Source organism: Pseudomonas sp. S10E 269, assembly GCF_002798465.1.
Classification (GTDB): domain Bacteria; phylum Pseudomonadota; class Gammaproteobacteria; order Pseudomonadales; family Pseudomonadaceae; genus Aquipseudomonas; species Aquipseudomonas pergaminensis.
In genome coordinates this window covers 5,282,004-5,296,035 of the sequence record NZ_PHIJ01000001.1, presented here as the reverse complement: position 1 = coordinate 5,296,035, position 14,032 = coordinate 5,282,004, and the positions used below count along the sequence as shown (strand labels likewise).

Annotated in this window: 13 protein-coding genes and 1 pseudogene; 7 read left to right on the top strand and 7 right to left on the bottom strand. The window is 62.4% G+C overall.

The window, feature by feature from the left end; all coding sequences use genetic code 11:
• Window positions 1–29 precede the first annotated feature (29 nt).
• Complete coding sequence (locus tag CWC48_RS24620) at window positions 30–1,202, top strand: MFS transporter (protein WP_100492455.1); 1,173 nt, start codon at window positions 30–32, stop codon at window positions 1,200–1,202.
• A gap of 26 nt (window positions 1,203–1,228) precedes the next feature.
• Window positions 1,229–3,805: an EAL domain-containing protein gene (locus tag CWC48_RS24615; RefSeq protein ID WP_100490536.1), complete on the top strand. Its 2,577-nt coding sequence runs from the start codon at window positions 1,229–1,231 to the stop codon at window positions 3,803–3,805.
• Between the two features lie 17 nt (window positions 3,806–3,822).
• Here the strand turns inward: CWC48_RS24615 and CWC48_RS24610 are convergent, their stop codons facing one another.
• Complete coding sequence (locus CWC48_RS24610; protein WP_099492246.1) at window positions 3,823–4,644, bottom strand: helix-turn-helix domain-containing protein; 822 nt, start codon at window positions 4,642–4,644, stop codon at window positions 3,823–3,825.
• A gap of 98 nt (window positions 4,645–4,742) precedes the next feature.
• On the opposite strand from CWC48_RS24610, the gene CWC48_RS24605 reads away from it, so the two are divergent.
• Together CWC48_RS24605 and CWC48_RS24600 are read left to right on the top strand one after the other, a co-directional pair.
• Window positions 4,743–5,954 carry an MFS transporter gene (locus CWC48_RS24605; RefSeq protein ID WP_078048690.1) on the top strand — a complete coding sequence of 404 codons (1,212 nt, stop codon included), beginning with the start codon at window positions 4,743–4,745 and terminating at the stop codon, window positions 5,952–5,954.
• A gap of 109 nt (window positions 5,955–6,063) precedes the next feature.
• The gene (locus CWC48_RS24600) at window positions 6,064–7,230 is read left to right on the top strand and encodes a GGDEF domain-containing protein (protein WP_078048691.1); all 1,167 of its coding nucleotides are present in this window, start codon (window positions 6,064–6,066) and stop codon (window positions 7,228–7,230) included.
• A gap of 344 nt (window positions 7,231–7,574) precedes the next feature.
• Here the strand turns inward: CWC48_RS24600 and CWC48_RS30610 are convergent, their stop codons facing one another.
• Entirely contained in the window at window positions 7,575–7,964 is a 390-nt protein-coding gene (locus CWC48_RS30610; protein ID WP_256581758.1) for a hypothetical protein, read from the bottom strand.
• Window positions 7,957–8,262, bottom strand: a complete 306-nt coding sequence (locus CWC48_RS24590) for a DUF2834 domain-containing protein (protein ID WP_100490535.1) — start codon at window positions 8,260–8,262, stop codon at window positions 7,957–7,959. The genes CWC48_RS30610 and CWC48_RS24590 overlap by 8 nt, the downstream gene beginning before the upstream one ends.
• A gap of 83 nt (window positions 8,263–8,345) precedes the next feature.
• On the opposite strand from CWC48_RS24590, the gene CWC48_RS24585 reads away from it, so the two are divergent.
• Window positions 8,346–9,134, top strand: coding sequence for a helix-turn-helix domain-containing protein (locus tag CWC48_RS24585; RefSeq protein WP_100490534.1), 789 nt, complete (start codon window positions 8,346–8,348; stop codon window positions 9,132–9,134).
• Window positions 9,135–9,189: 55 nt separating this feature from the next.
• Entirely contained in the window at window positions 9,190–10,899 is a 1,710-nt protein-coding gene (locus CWC48_RS24580) for an amidase (RefSeq protein WP_100490533.1), read from the top strand.
• A gap of 121 nt (window positions 10,900–11,020) precedes the next feature.
• Here the strand turns inward: CWC48_RS24580 and CWC48_RS24575 are convergent.
• The 3 genes and pseudogenes from CWC48_RS24575 to CWC48_RS24565 form a co-directional block, all read right to left on the bottom strand.
• Window positions 11,021–11,275 (bottom strand): annotated as a pseudogene (locus tag CWC48_RS24575) (type II CAAX prenyl endopeptidase Rce1 family protein); the annotation flags it as partial.
• 36 nt (window positions 11,276–11,311) lie between these two features.
• Window positions 11,312–11,782 (bottom strand): RidA family protein, encoded by a 471-nt coding sequence (locus CWC48_RS24570; protein WP_078048700.1) that lies wholly within the window; start codon window positions 11,780–11,782, stop codon window positions 11,312–11,314.
• Entirely contained in the window at window positions 11,779–11,997 is a 219-nt protein-coding gene (locus CWC48_RS24565; RefSeq protein WP_078048701.1) for a DUF6434 domain-containing protein, read from the bottom strand. The genes CWC48_RS24570 and CWC48_RS24565 overlap by 4 nt, the downstream gene beginning before the upstream one ends.
• A 247-nt stretch (window positions 11,998–12,244) precedes the next feature.
• Between CWC48_RS24565 and CWC48_RS24560 the strand changes: the two genes are divergently transcribed.
• On the top strand, window positions 12,245–12,676 hold the full coding sequence (locus CWC48_RS24560; RefSeq protein ID WP_016979456.1) for a nuclear transport factor 2 family protein: 432 nt from the start codon (window positions 12,245–12,247) through the stop codon (window positions 12,674–12,676).
• 28 nt (window positions 12,677–12,704) lie between these two features.
• Here the strand turns inward: CWC48_RS24560 and CWC48_RS24555 are convergent, their stop codons facing one another.
• Window positions 12,705–14,030, bottom strand: a complete 1,326-nt coding sequence (locus CWC48_RS24555) for a PLP-dependent aminotransferase family protein (RefSeq protein ID WP_100490532.1) — start codon at window positions 14,028–14,030, stop codon at window positions 12,705–12,707.
• Window positions 14,031–14,032 lie beyond the last annotated feature (2 nt).

Genomic DNA, 14,032 nt, shown 5'->3' with positions numbered 1-14,032 from the left:
CCCCGAAGAACTGGGGCGCTGTGCTCGCGATGTCCCTGGCCGCCTTTGCCCTGGTGGCGTCCGAGTTCATGCCCGTAAGCCTGCTCACGCCCCTGGCGGCCGACTTGCAGATTACCGAAGGACAAGCCGGCCAGGGCATTTCGGTGTCTGGTCTGTTTGCGTTGCTTACCAGCCTGCTCATCGCAGGCGTAGCGGCGCGGGTCGAGCGCAAGCGCCTCTTGCTGGCCCTGACCGTGCTGATGATCGTTTCTGGCACCGTGGTGGCGCTGGCACCGAATTACCCGGTGTTCATGCTTGGCCGTGCGTTAATCGGCGTGGCCATCGGCGGCTTTTGGTCATTGTCGGCCGCCACGGCCATGCGCCTGGTGCCTGAGCCCCAGGTGCCGCGTGCGCTGGCGATCGTCAATGGTGGCAACGCTTTGGCGACGGTGATCGCCGCGCCATTGGGCAGTTTTGTCGGCGGCTTGATCGGCTGGCGCGGGGCGTTCTTTTGCGTCGTCCCCGTCGCGACGTTGGCAGCGGCCTGGTTGATGATCAGCCTGCCTTCAATCAAGGCTCAAGGCGTGGCCAAAAACACCAGCCTGCTGCACTTGATGAAACGCACGCCGGTGGCCTTGGGCATGCTGGCGGTGAGTGTGTTTTTCATGGGCCAGTTTATGTTGTTCACCTACCTGCGGCCGTTTCTGGAGGCCGTCACCCAGGTAAGTGCGTCCGGACTGCCGTTGATCTTGCTGGTGCTGGGATTGGCTGGTTTTGCGGGGACGTTGGTGATTGAGCGCTTCCTGAAAAAAAGCCTGTTTCTGACGCTGGGCATTATTCCGCTGGTGATGGCCGGGATTGCGCTGGCGCTGGTCGTGTTTGGCAGTTCCACAGTGATAACCACGCTATTACTGGGGCTCTGGGGCCTGGTCGCCACCGCCGCCCCCGTGGGTTGGTGGACCTGGCTGTCAAAAACCCTGCCCGACGACGCCGAGACAGGGGGTGGCTTGATGGTGGCGATCATCCAACTGGCGATCGCTTCCGGCGCTATCGTGGGCGGCCTGATGTTCGACCTGAGCGGGTATCAGGCGACATTCGAGTTGAGTGCTGCGGTGCTGAGCGTCGCGACCCTATTGACGTGGTTGGCAACGCGCGCCAGCAGCCACCCTCCCCGGCGGTCTAATTGTTTTGCCAGAGCTGCCGATAACAAGGGACACCCCTGACCAGCAGCGACTCCCTGCGGGAAACTATGCCGAACGCTCTCGCCCCTATCGTCCGCTCGCTTTCCGATCGCACCAGTCTGTCGCTGGCGCGCACCTCACTCTTCAGGTTCATGGCCTTGCTGGCTGTGGTGTTTGCCGCCGCGGCCTACTCGTTGGTCTATCTGGCCCATGAACTGGACCGCTCCGAGCAGGTTGAAAGCGCGTTCTATACCCGCAAAGCCGTGCAGTCGCTGGAAAAGTCCCTGCGGGTGACGGTCAAGGACTACGCCTTCTGGAGTGACGCCTACAAGCATTTGCATATGACGGTAGACGCTGATTGGGCCTTTGTCCGTGGCAACATCGGCGCCACTCTGTTCGATGATTTCGGCTTTCAAGGCCTGTTCGTGGTCGACGACGCCGACCGCACGGTGTATGCCGTCGTTGACGGCCAGTTACAGACCGTCGAACTCAACCAGTGGCTCGGTGGGCCCATCACCGAGATTCTTGAGCAGGCTCGCGCGGGCGCAGACAATGAGACACCCGCCACGGCCTTTATCAACGTGCACGGCAGCCCTGCACTGGTAGCTGCCGCCGCCATCACCCCCGGTACCGACCCCACGGTGTTGCCCGACGGCCGGACAGCGTCGGTGCTGATCTTTATCGATATTCTCGACAGCGCCAAACTGGCGGTGATCGGCGATGAATTCGGCGTGGACAAACTGCACGTCGCCACCGCCGATGAAATCGGCAAGACCTTGCTCTTCCCCCTCGGCGACAACGGCTCGGCCGGCAGCCTCCACTGGGAGCCGGCTCGTCCCGGCTTGCGCCTGATGGGCGTAGGCCTGCCGCTGCTGGGCCTGGCTGCGCTGCTGGTGTGCGTGATGAGCTGGGTCATTTCGCGGCGCACCACCGCCGCCGCGCTGGCCCTTGATGCCAGCCACTCGTCGCTGCAAAACAGCCAGAATGCCCTGGCCACCAGCGAAGCACGCTTTCGCGATGTGGTGGAGGCCAGCTCCGACTGGGTGTGGGAAATCGATGCCGGTTGGCGTTTTACTTACCTGTCGGAGCGCTTCGAAAACGTCACCGGACTGGCCCGGCAAACCTGGATCGGCGCCACGATGAACGACCTGCTGGAGACCGACGGCGGCCTGCTGTCTCAATGGCTGAGCATGCCAGGCCGACGTCCCGATATCAGCGTGCAATGCCGCTATCGCGATGCCGACAGACAGGAACGCACCACGCGCCTGTCTGCGCGGCAGATGCCCTGCGGCGGGTTCCGAGGCACGGCAACCGACGTGACCGAAGAGGTCGAAGCCCGGCGGCGCATCGAGTTCCTGTCCCAACACGACGCCCTCACCGGGTTGCCCAATCGCACGCGCCTGCAAGCGTTCCTCGACGGCAAGTTGAAGGCGCTGGCCACGTCGGGGCGACCGTTAGTCATGCTCAGCCTGGACCTGGACCGCTTCAAGCCGGTCAATGACCTCCTCGGGCACGCCGCTGGCGACCGCGTGCTCAACGCCGTCTCAGGCCGCCTGGCGGCCTGTGTGCGCCATGGGGATCTGGTCGCTCGAGTGGGCGGTGACGAGTTTGTGTTGATTCTCACCGAGGCAGGCACCCAGGGGGAAGTCGAGGCGCTGTGCAGGCGGTTGATCGATTCGATCGAACAGGCCATCCGCATCGACGAACAGGAAGTGTTCATCAGCGCCAGCATCGGTATTGCCCTGGCGCCCAACGACGCCAGCGAGGTCACCGAGTTGCTGCGTTATGCCGATATTGCGCTGTACGAGGCCAAATCTGCCGGTCGCAATACCTGGCGTTTTTATTCAGGGGAAATGAATGCCCGCATCATTGAGCGTCGCCGTCTGGAAAGTGACCTGCGCTATGCGATCAAGCACGGGGAGCTGCGCCTGCACTTCCAACCGCGCTACCGCATCGCCGATGGGCAGATGGTGGGTGCCGAAGCACTGGTTCGCTGGCAGCATCCGGACCGAGGCCTGATTGCACCGGACACCTTCATCGCGATTGCCGAGGAGTCGGGGTTGATACTCTCGCTGAGCGACTGGGTACTGAAAACCGCCTGTGCCTGTGCCGCCGCCTGGCCGGATCACTTGTTTGTGTCGGTAAACCTCTCACCCACGGAATTCAAGCGCGGCGACCTGGTGGAGCGCATACGGCGAGCCCTGGACAGCGCCGGCATCCACCCCACGCGGGTGGAACTGGAAATCACCGAAAGCGTGATGCTCGAAGATGCCGTCGGCGCACTGGCAATCATGCACACCCTGAAGCACCTGGGCATTCGCATCGCCATGGATGACTTCGGCACCGGCTATTCCTCCCTGAGCTATCTGCGCGAATTCCCGTTCGACGGCCTCAAGATTGATCGCACGTTCCTGAGCCGGCTTGAGCAAAGTGAAGACGACAAGGCCATCATCCAGGCCATCGTCGGCCTGGGGCGCGCGTTGTCGTTGACCGTCACGGCCGAGGGCATTGAGACGGCTGAACACCTGGCAATGCTCAAGGCGGTGGACTGTGAGGAAGGCCAGGGCTACTTTCTCAGCCACCCGCTGGATCTCGAGGCGTTCAACAGCCTGTTGGACGTGCACGCCGGCCTGGTGCAGTCATAACGCGCGGCTGACCGGCTCTACCTGAAGAAATGACTCGGCGTCTTGCCAAACTGTTTCTTGAACATGCTGGTAAACGCACTGGGGCTTTCATAGCCCAGTTCCAGGGCGATATCGATCACCTTCTCGCCCACCGCAATCCTCTCCAATGCCAGCAGCAGCCGCGCCTGCTGGCGCCACTGGCCGAAGGTCATGCCGGTTTCCTTGCGGAACAGGCGCTGGATGGTTTTCTGATCCAGGTTCAGGCGCTCACTCCAGTGGGCGACAGTGGAGGCGTCGCCGGGCTCTTCCTGCAACGCGAGGCAAATGCGCTGCAGGCGCGGGTCGGCGGGCTGGGGCAAGGACAGTGGCAAGGCCGGCAGGATGGCGAGTTCGTCGAGGATCAGGTGCATGATCCGCGCATCCCGCGAGTCCTCGGCATACGGTGGCTTGAGGCTGACCGACGCCTTGATCAGCTCGCTCAACAAAGGTGAGATGCTGACCGTCTTCGGCTCGCCGGGCATGTTCGGGAAGCGATCCGGGCGCACGAATACGCTGCGCATTTTCAGCGTGCCCACACAGCGCAGGGAATGCACTTGGCCGGCGGGCATCCAGATTCCGCGATTGGGTGGCACTGTCCATTGGTTCAACGCCGAGTACACCACCATCACGCCTTCGATGGCGTAGAGCAGTTGGTGTTTCTCGTGGCTGTGTTCGGGGATCACCCAGTTTTCCGGGTAGTCGGTGGCAGAACTGATGACCGCCCAAGCGCCTTCGTTGATTTCCTGCAAGAATTCATTGAGTGGTTTAATCATTTCGCCCTTTTTGCGATGGTTGTCGCCCGAATTACGCGAGACAGGCATTCCTGACGAATCTAGCATGAACGCCGAATCATTTTGTAATGGATGGCGACCTTAAGAAGTTGCCGCCTCTGATTAGCTGCCTTGTATGGAATGCCTGCATGTCGACCCTCACCGCGTCACCCGCCGCTGCAACCACCACACCCCAAGCCAGCCCTTTGGTCATGCGTGTTCTCGGCGCCTGCGCCCTGGCGCATTTGATCAATGACCTGATCCAGGCTGTGCTGCCGTCGATCTACCCAATGCTCAAGGCCAACTACGGCCTGTCGTTTACCCAGGTAGGCCTGATCACCCTGACGTTCCAGCTGACCGCATCCCTGCTGCAGCCGTGGATCGGCTACCACACCGATCGCCACCCGAAACCCTGGCTGCTGCCGGCGGGCATGGTCTGCACCTTGATCGGCATTCTGATGCTGGCGTTTGTCGGCACGTTCCCGGCGATTCTGCTCGCAGCAGGCCTGGTGGGCGTCGGCTCGTCGACCTTCCACCCGGAAACCTCCCGCGTTGCGCGCCTGGCGTCCGGCGGTCGCTACGGCCTGGCGCAGTCGACGTTCCAGGTCGGTGGCAACACCGGCAGTGCTTTCGGCCCGTTGCTGGCGGCCGCGATCATCATTCCTTACGGCCAGGGCAATATCGCCTGGTTCGGGTTGTTTGCAGTGTTCGCCATCTTGGTGCTCTACGGTTTGAGCCGCTGGTACCGCAACCACCTCAACCTGTTCAAGCTCAAGCAAGGCGGCAAAGCGACCCACGGCTTGTCCAAGGGCCGCGTGACCTTCGCCCTGGTGGTGCTGGCCGTACTGGTGTTCTCCAAATACTGGTACATGACCAGCCTGACCAGCTACTTCACGTTCTACCTGATCGAAAAATTCCAGCTGTCGGTCGCAAGCTCCCAGATGTACCTGTTCCTGTTCCTCGGCGCCGTGGCCGTCGGCACCTTCGCCGGCGGCCCGATCGGCGACAAGATCGGCCGTAAGAAAGTCATCTGGTTCTCCATCCTTGGCGCCGCGCCGTTCACCCTGGCCCTGCCCTACGTCGACCTGTTCTGGACGGCGGTTTTGAGCGTGGTGATCGGCTTTATCATCGCGTCGGCCTTCTCGGCCATCGTGGTGTATGCCCAGGAACTGGTGCCGGGTAACGTGGGCATGATCGCCGGGATCTTCTTCGGCCTGATGTTCGGGTTCAGCGGGATTGGCGCAGCCTTGCTCGGTTTGCTCGCCGATACCCACGGTATCGAGTACGTCTACAAGCTGTGTTCGTTCCTGCCGCTGGTGGGCATCCTCACGGTCTTGCTGCCCACGACCAAGGGCGCCTGACCTGCCGATCATCGCCTGGCCGTGTGCCATCACGATGAAAGCTCTGAAAAACCTGCGTGTGCGCTTACAATCCCGGTTCTAAACGCACACCAGGCAGACCCGGCAAGAAATGACGCTCGACCCTCCTACGATTTTGGCACTCACCGTTGCCCTGGCAGCCGCTGCCGCCCTGTATCTGGCCGTTGAATGGCGCAGTGTGCGCGAACCTTCGCTGCTGTACTGGAGCGCCGGCTTCGCCACCATCACCGTCGGCTCCACCCTCGCGCTGCTGCGCCTCAATGGCTTCTTGATGATTGGCATCTGGTTCGCCAATGGCTTGCTGGTGACCGCGCACTTTCTGTTTTTGCTCGGCGTGGCGCGGTTCACCCAGGTGCGCCTGTCGCCGCTGTGGCTGCTGATGTTGGTGGTCTGGCTGGGCATGTTGGCGCTGCCAGCCGATCTGCCGTGGTCCAAAGCCATGCTGGGCGTGCAATCGCTGCTGGTGGCATTGCCGACCTTGCGCGCCAGCTTCCTGCTACGGCCCCACGGCAAATCCTTGAGCATCGGCGCGGTGCAGTTGCGCTATGTACTGCTGATCCACGGGGCGTTCTATGTGGCCAAGGCACTGTCGGTGCTGGTCCCCGGCACCTTGATCGACCTCGCCGCCTTCAAGGGCGAGATCATTCAGGTCTCCCTGGTGGAAGGCGCCATGGCGATCATGCTGATTGCATTGTCGATGACCGGCTCCGAACGCTACCGCCGCGAACAACAGATCGCCCGCCTTGCCGCCCGCGACCCACTGACCGCGCTGTACAACCGCCGCGCCCTCGACCTGCGCGCACCGCGCTTGCTGGCCCAAGTGTCGCCGGCGCAACCGGGTGCGCTGCTGCTGATCGACATCGACAACTTCAAATCGGTCAACGACCTCCACGGCCATACCGCCGGCGACCGTTTGCTGATCGCCTTGAGCGAGATGATCCGCGGCGTGGTGCCCCACGGCGCGCTGGCGGCACGCCTGGGCGGGGATGAATTCGTGATCCTGCTCAACCCGGCCTCCACCGAACAGATCGTCGAACTGGGCAGCAGCCTGCGCGACCAGTTTCACCAACTGGCCTCGCAAACCTTCAACACGCCGGCGCCGGTGACCCTGAGCATCGGCGCCAACCTGTTCGATCAACCGCCGCCAAGCCTGGCGGCGTTGATTGAGCAAGGCGATACCACGCTGTATGAGTCCAAGCGAGGTGGGCGGGATAGCATCCGCCTTGTCGACCGCACGGGTTCAAGCTCCTACGGTTAAAGGTCGTAACTGACCGCCACGCACGCCCAGTCCTCACCGACTCCAACGCACAGCTCGCCAAATAGTTCCTGGCGACGGTCCATCAGGCAGACCGAGTCGACGCCATCGCCAGCAAGCCAGCGCCTACAAAACCGCGTACCCACCCCGTACCCACGATGCGAAGCGAGCCGCTCTTGATCTTGATCTTGATCTGGCTTTTGATCTCGCTTTTGATCTTAGGCGCCCCATCAAACACGCTGGCCGGAATTCGACAGGGATTTGGGGGGTAAACCGGCAGGGATGCCGGTTTAGCCGCCCCGCGCCATGGATGGCGCGTGGCGGCGGCCCCCCAAATACCTGTCGGATTACGGGCACACCGAGCCTAGGCGAGGTGCCGAGTGTTGGGGCAAGAGCCCTTTGCTTACTTTGGGGCTTTTCCAAAGTGAGCCGCCGTAAGGGCGGAACCAATAGAAGCCTTTACCTAAATAACGGATATGTACCCGATCAGATCCAACATCCAGGTCGGCTGTCAGGCCGCCTTCGCAGGCAAGCCAGCTCCCACATTTGCAACGCGGGACCCTCACCACCTGCGGCAGTTCCTCTGCCTGCGCCGCGCAGTTGAAGAACGCCGCATCCTCCCGGTTGCTAAACGCCCGCGCCCGTAGCCGAAAGCCTCCCTGATAACAGGAAATCGCAAACATCTTCAGGCACAGCAACAGCACGCACAGTGCGTAGACCTGCAGAAGCTCACTCATCTGCGCCACCTCGCACCACCAGATAAAGCAACGGCCCCACCGACACAAACACCGCCGTGAGCAAAAAATACGGCACCACTGACGCCACCGACCGACCGCGACGCTGCGTGTCCCGGTACATCCACACGCACGCCAGCACTGCCATCAGGTACAGGTCGATCACCACTTGCGCGGTGTCCGGCCGTGACAGCAGTTCCTGTCCAAAGGCCAGCAGCGACTGCTCAGCCGTGAGCATCGTCGCCAGGGTGTACAGCGAAAACCCGAGCAAACCAGCCAGGGCAACATAGGGTCTTTTCATGGTCGCGTCCTTGAGGTGATAAAGGCCCACGTTAGTGATAGGGTTCGGGCCCTCGCAATGACCTCGGAGGTCATGATCCCGCCATGGACACCCCTGCTACCGCCGGCGAACACCTGCGCCAACTGCGCAGGCACGCCAAGCTGAGCCAGCTCGACCTGGCCTTGATCACTGGCGTTTCCCAGCGTCACCTCAGTTGCATCGAAACCAGCCGGGCCAAGCCGAGCCCAGGGACCTTGCATAACCTGCTGACAGCGCTCGAAGCACCGCTGGATCGCTGCAACGAGGTGTTCCTCGCCGCTGGATACGCGCCGCGCTACAGCGCCACGCCGCTCGCCTCCCCCGCCATGGCCGCGATCCGCGAAGCGGTCAGCCATGTATTGCACGCCAACAATCCAGCCCCGGCGATCCTGTTGGGCAGCCAATGGGAAGTGCTAGCGGCGAATGCCAGCACCGGCGTGCTGTTCGCACTGGTGGGCATAGCGCCGGATGCCGCCGACGGCGTGAACCTGCTGACCACGCTGCTGCAGCCCGGCGGCCTGGGCGATCACTTGATCAATGCCGATGAGATCCGCACCCTGGCCTGGCAGCGCGCCGCCCGTGAGGCGCTGGGCAATCCCGGCTTGGCCACGCTGCTGGCGAGCTTGCCCACACCGGCCAGCACCGAACCGCCTGAACAGTTGCCGCCGCTGGTGCTGACGCGCATTCGCTCAAGCCATGGCGAGCTGAGTTTTCTGTCCACCTTCACCACCTTCGGCATGCCCCAGGACATCACCCTCACCTCCCTGCGGATCGAGCATCTGATTCCCGCCGACGAGGCCACCTGGCAAGTGATGCGTGGCGCCTATACGGAGTATGCGGCGCTGGTTTTGTGAAATATCTGTACGTAGACTGCCGCCATACCCCCCACTTGAAGGCGGCGAAAAAAACGTGATGCAAGTTACCGAAGTCTCCATTGCCCAATTGCGCGCTGCGCTTGAATCCGGCCAGACCACTGCGGTTGAACTGGTCCAGGCCTACCTGGCGCGGATCGAGGCCTATGACGGCCCGCAGACCGCCACCGCCTTGAACGCCGTGGTAGTGCGCAACCCCGAAGCCCTGAAAGAAGCCGAGGCGTCCGATGCGCGCCGGGCCAAAGGCGAAACCCTGGGGCCCTTGGATGGCATTCCCTACACCGCCAAAGACAGCTACCTGGTCAAGGGCCTGACCGCCGCCTCCGGCAGCCCGGCGTTTGCCAACCTGGTCGCCCAACGCGATGCGTTCACCATCGAGCGCCTGCGCGCCGGTGGCGCCATCTGCCTGGGCAAGACCAATATGCCGCCGATGGCCAATGGCGGCATGCAGCGTGGTGTGTATGGCCGCGCGGAAAGCCCGTATAACGCCGATTACCTGACCGCGCCGTTTGCCTCCGGCTCGTCGAACGGTGCCGGCACCGCGACGGCGGCGAGCTTTGCAGCGTTTGGCCTGGCCGAAGAAACCTGGTCGAGCGGCCGTGGCCCGGCGTCCAACAATGGCCTGTGCGCCTACACTCCGTCTCGCGGGGTAATTTCGGTGCGCGGCAACTGGCCGCTAACGCCGACCATGGACGTGGTGGTGCCTTACGCGCGCACCATGGCCGACCTGCTGGAAATCCTCGACGTGGTGGTGGCCGAAGACCCGGACACCCGTGGCGACCTGTGGCGCCTGCAGCCCTGGGTGCCGATCCCGAGCGTCGCCTCGGTTCGCCCGGCGTCCTACGCTGAACTGGCCGTGAGTTCCGAATCCCTCGCCGGCAAACGCTTTGGCGTGCCGCGCATGTACATCAACGCCGATCCTGACGCCGGCACCAGCGAAAAGCCGGGCATTGGCGGCCCGACCGGGCAGAAGATCAACACCCGCGCCAGCGTGATCGACCTGTGGGAAGACGCACGCCAGGCGCTGGTTGCGGCCGGTGCCGAAGTCATCGACGTGGACTTCCCACTGGTGTCCAACTGCGAAGGCGACCGCCCTGGCGCGCCCACCGTGTTTACCCGTGGACTGGTCTCCAAGGAGTTCCTCCACGATGAACTGTGGGAACTGTCGGCCTGGGCCTTCGATGACTTCCTGCGTGCCAACAATGACCCAGCCCTCAACCGCCTGGCGGATGTGGACGGCCCGAAAATCTTCCCCCACGATCCCGGCACCCTGCCCAACCGTGAGGACGACCTGGCCGCGGGCATGGACGAATACGTGCGCATGGCCGAACGCGGCATTACCCCGTGGAACGAGATCAGCACGGTCCCCGATGGCCTGCGCGGTTTGGAACAGACCCGCCGCATCGACCTGGAAGACTGGATGGACACGCTCGGTCTCGACGCCGTGCTGTTCCCGACCGTGGCTGACGTAGGCCCGGCGGATGCTGACGTGAATGAAGCGTCGGCTGACATCGCCTGGAGCAACGGCGTGTGGGTCGCCAACGGCAACCTCGCCATCCGCCACCTGGGCGTACCGACCGTCACCGTGCCGATGGGCGTGATGGCCGACATCGGCATGCCGGTGGGGCTGACGTTTGCCGGACGGGCGTATGACGATTCGGCATTGCTGCGCTTTGCTTCTGCCTATGAAGCCACCGGCAGCAAACGCCTGGTTCCACCGCGTACACCCCCGCTGACAGCTGACTAAACGCGGTCAAACATGTGGGAGCGGGCTTGCTCGCGAATACGGTCCTTCAGCCACAAATAGGCTGACTGATCCACCGCTTTCGCGAGCAAGCCCGCTCCCACATTTTCGCCTGTGTTTCAGATCAGGCGATGTGGGGCACGGTAATCAACAGGATTGCCGCGCCATGGGTCAATGTCGCCGCCAACACCCCGTAGCGCATGCGCACCAGCGCGCACGCCAACCCTTCGATCAAGGTAAACAGCAACACTGGCCAGCCCAGCTGAGTCACACTCAAGGCCAGGAACCCATGGCAGGCCGCGAAGGCCACGCCACTGCCCAGTGCCGCACGCAACGGCGTGACATGTTGCTCCAGATAGCCCTGCAAGAACCCGCGAAACTCAGTACCGCCATGCCTTGAGTAATCATCGATGGCTCAACCGTGCGCCACCGCAATCATATCGATCTCCACCGCCGCCGATTTCGGCAACTGCATCACGCCAATCGAGGTGCGCGTATGCACTCCGGCAGCGCCGAGAATTTCGTGCAGCAAGTCCGACGCGCCGTTGGCCACTTCACTCTGCTGGTCAAAATCCTCGGCACTGCGCACATACACGGTGATGCGCAGGATTGCCTTGACCTGGTCCAGCGAACCCAAGGCCTGCTTGAGCAAACCCAGGCAGCGCAATGCACTGATACCGGCGGCGATTTGCGCCTGGGCCAAGGTCAAGGTGTCTCCGACCTTGCCCGGCAGCACGATGGCATCGCCGACCCGGGGAATCTGGCCACTGATGTACAGGTGGTTGGCGTCCCGGACCAGTGGCGTGTAGTTGCCACCGACTTTGAATTCATCCAGCTGATAGCCGAGACGTTGCTGGGCAGCCTGGTATTTTTCGTCGGGTGTCATGGGCGTGAATCCTCGTTTCGGCGTTGCCACTCGTCCACCACGTCGCCCAGAGTCTTGGGCACCTCGTTGCGGATCCAGGCCATGAACGGCCGGTCGAATTTGAACCCTGGGCCGCAGTGTTCACGCATGAAGCGGCGGACGTTTTGAGTGTTTTTGTAGTGTGGGGTTACCGGAGTGGCGCGGGTGAGCGTGTCGCTGTGCCAGTCAAAATCCATTTTCTCTCTCGGGCAGTGTCAGGTTTCGGCAGTAGCATAGCGATGTGCTACTTGCACAGGAAGCGAGGCATGATTAGATCGACGTGTTGAGACATCGTATAAGTTTCCGTGTGTTTTATAACGCCTTAAAGCCTAATCTTTTCAACATATTTCGAAATTTCACTTTCCTTCCCTACTCGAAATATTGCATGGTTGTACGACGACTTAAGCTGTCGTGCCAGCCCCCAACAACAATAAGGAAACACCCATGCAAAACGTCAAAGTGCTGATCGGTTTTCTGTGCCTGTTCACCGGTTATGTCGCAGCCGCGCCTGCCCCTGCCGAAAAGGATGTGGCCCAAGCGGTCGACCAACTGACCCAAGCCATGCTTCACCTGGACCTCAAGCAGCTTCACGCGCTGACCGCCGACAAGCTCACCTACGGCCACTCCAGCGGCAAGGTGCAGAACAAAGATCAATTCATCGCTGACCTGGAAACCCACACCAGCGCGTTCAAGACCCTGGAAATGCAAAACCAGACCATCACCCTGCAAGGCGACACCGCCCTGGTGCGCAACCACTTCCACGCCCTGGCGGTGAACAGCGGTGTCGAAGTGCCGACGGATATCGACAACTTCCAGGTGTGGCAGAAGCAGAAAGGCAAATGGCTGCTGATCGGGCGTCAGGCTTACAAGTACTGATGCCCAGCGGTGAGCCGCTGAAACCGGCTCACCACGCCACCACCTTGCGCACCTTGAGCAACGCTTCGCGCAGTGCCGACATCGGCACCGACCCCAAGGCCAACCGCAACGCATGCGGGACATGTCCCGAGACGGCAAACGGCTCGGCGGTGGACACTGAAATATTGTCGCGCTGCAAGGTCATGGCGACCTGATCGGCCCGGGCGTCTTCCGCCAACGGCAGCCATAGAAAATACGACGAGGGATGGCTGATGGTGGTCAGCCCTTTGAACACCTGAGCGGCCAAAGCCTGGCGTGCCTGGGCGTCCTCGCGCTTTTGCGCCTCAAGCTGTGCCACGGTGCCATCCTCCAGCCATGCCACCGCCATGGCGCTCATCACGCCGGGTACATTCCAGGTGGTGGCCATGATGGTCCGCTCCAGCGTCTTTACCGATTCCATCGGCGCCGCGACAAACCCCACGCGTAGGCCCGTCGCCACGCTTTTTGACAGCCCACCCACATACACCGTGCGCTCCGGCGCCAGCGTCGCCACCGGGGGCGGTGGGTCTTCAACGAGGAACGCGTAAGCCGCGTCTTCAATGATTACCAGATTGTGCTGACGGGCGATGGACACCAGCCGTTCGCGTTGGGTCAGATCCATCACCCAACCGAGGGGATTGTGCAGGGTCGGCATGCTGTATACGGCGCGCACCGGGCGCTTGCGACAAAGGTTTTGCAAGGCTTCCAGGTCCGGGCCGGTCGGCGTCACCGGGATCGCGACAATTTCCAGGTGCAGGGTTTCGGCCAGTACCTTGAAGCCCGAGTAGGTCAGCGCATCCACCGCGATCACATCCCCGGGCTTGAGCAACGCCATCAGCGTGACCGCCAAGCCGTGTTGGGCGCCGCTGACCAGCAGCACCTGGTCGGCCTCCACGCTCAATCCTCGGCTGAGCAAATGCCGTGCGAATGCAGCACGCTCATGCTGGCGCCCGGCATGGGGCTGGTAACGCAGCAGGGCTTCGAGGTCGCCGGATAACGCTAACTGGCGCAACGCCGTGCGCAACAGGTCTGCCTGGCCCGGCAACGAGGGGTAATTGAAGTTGAGGTCGAGCATCCCCGCCGCCACCGTCATCTGCCCACTGCCCTGCCCCGGTGGCAGCGAGATTTCGCGCACAAAGGTGCCACGCCCGGTCTCACCACTGACCAGCCCCATGGCCTCCAACTCGGTATAGACCCGACTGGCAGTGACCAGCGCCAGACCCTGTTCGGCAGCCAACTGGCGGTGAGTCGGCAGACGCGTACCGGGCGGCATCTTTCCGCTGCGGATGTCTGCGGCGAACCGGTCGACCAGGGATTTGTAGCGGGCGCGGGGCATAG

Coding starts and splice junctions, on each gene's coding strand:
- CWC48_RS24590 (WP_100490535.1), bottom strand. CDS start 8,262: ATGAAAAGACCCTATGTTGCCCTGGCTGGTTTGCTCGGGTTTTCGCTG.
- CWC48_RS24605 (WP_078048690.1), top strand. CDS start 4,743: ATGTCGACCCTCACCGCGTCACCCGCCGCTGCAACCACCACACCCCAA.
- CWC48_RS24560 (WP_016979456.1), top strand. CDS start 12,245: ATGCAAAACGTCAAAGTGCTGATCGGTTTTCTGTGCCTGTTCACCGGT.
- CWC48_RS24620 (WP_100492455.1), top strand. CDS start 30: ATGTCCCTGGCCGCCTTTGCCCTGGTGGCGTCCGAGTTCATGCCCGTA.
- CWC48_RS24600 (WP_078048691.1), top strand. CDS start 6,064: ATGACGCTCGACCCTCCTACGATTTTGGCACTCACCGTTGCCCTGGCA.
- CWC48_RS24570 (WP_078048700.1), bottom strand. CDS start 11,782: ATGACACCCGACGAAAAATACCAGGCTGCCCAGCAACGTCTCGGCTAT.
- CWC48_RS24615 (WP_100490536.1), top strand. CDS start 1,229: ATGCCGAACGCTCTCGCCCCTATCGTCCGCTCGCTTTCCGATCGCACC.
- CWC48_RS24610 (WP_099492246.1), bottom strand. CDS start 4,644: ATGCCTGTCTCGCGTAATTCGGGCGACAACCATCGCAAAAAGGGCGAA.
- CWC48_RS24555 (WP_100490532.1), bottom strand. CDS start 14,030: ATGCCCCGCGCCCGCTACAAATCCCTGGTCGACCGGTTCGCCGCAGAC.
- CWC48_RS30610 (WP_256581758.1), bottom strand. CDS start 7,964: ATGAGTGAGCTTCTGCAGGTCTACGCACTGTGCGTGCTGTTGCTGTGC.
- CWC48_RS24585 (WP_100490534.1), top strand. CDS start 8,346: ATGGACACCCCTGCTACCGCCGGCGAACACCTGCGCCAACTGCGCAGG.
- CWC48_RS24565 (WP_078048701.1), bottom strand. CDS start 11,997: ATGGATTTTGACTGGCACAGCGACACGCTCACCCGCGCCACTCCGGTA.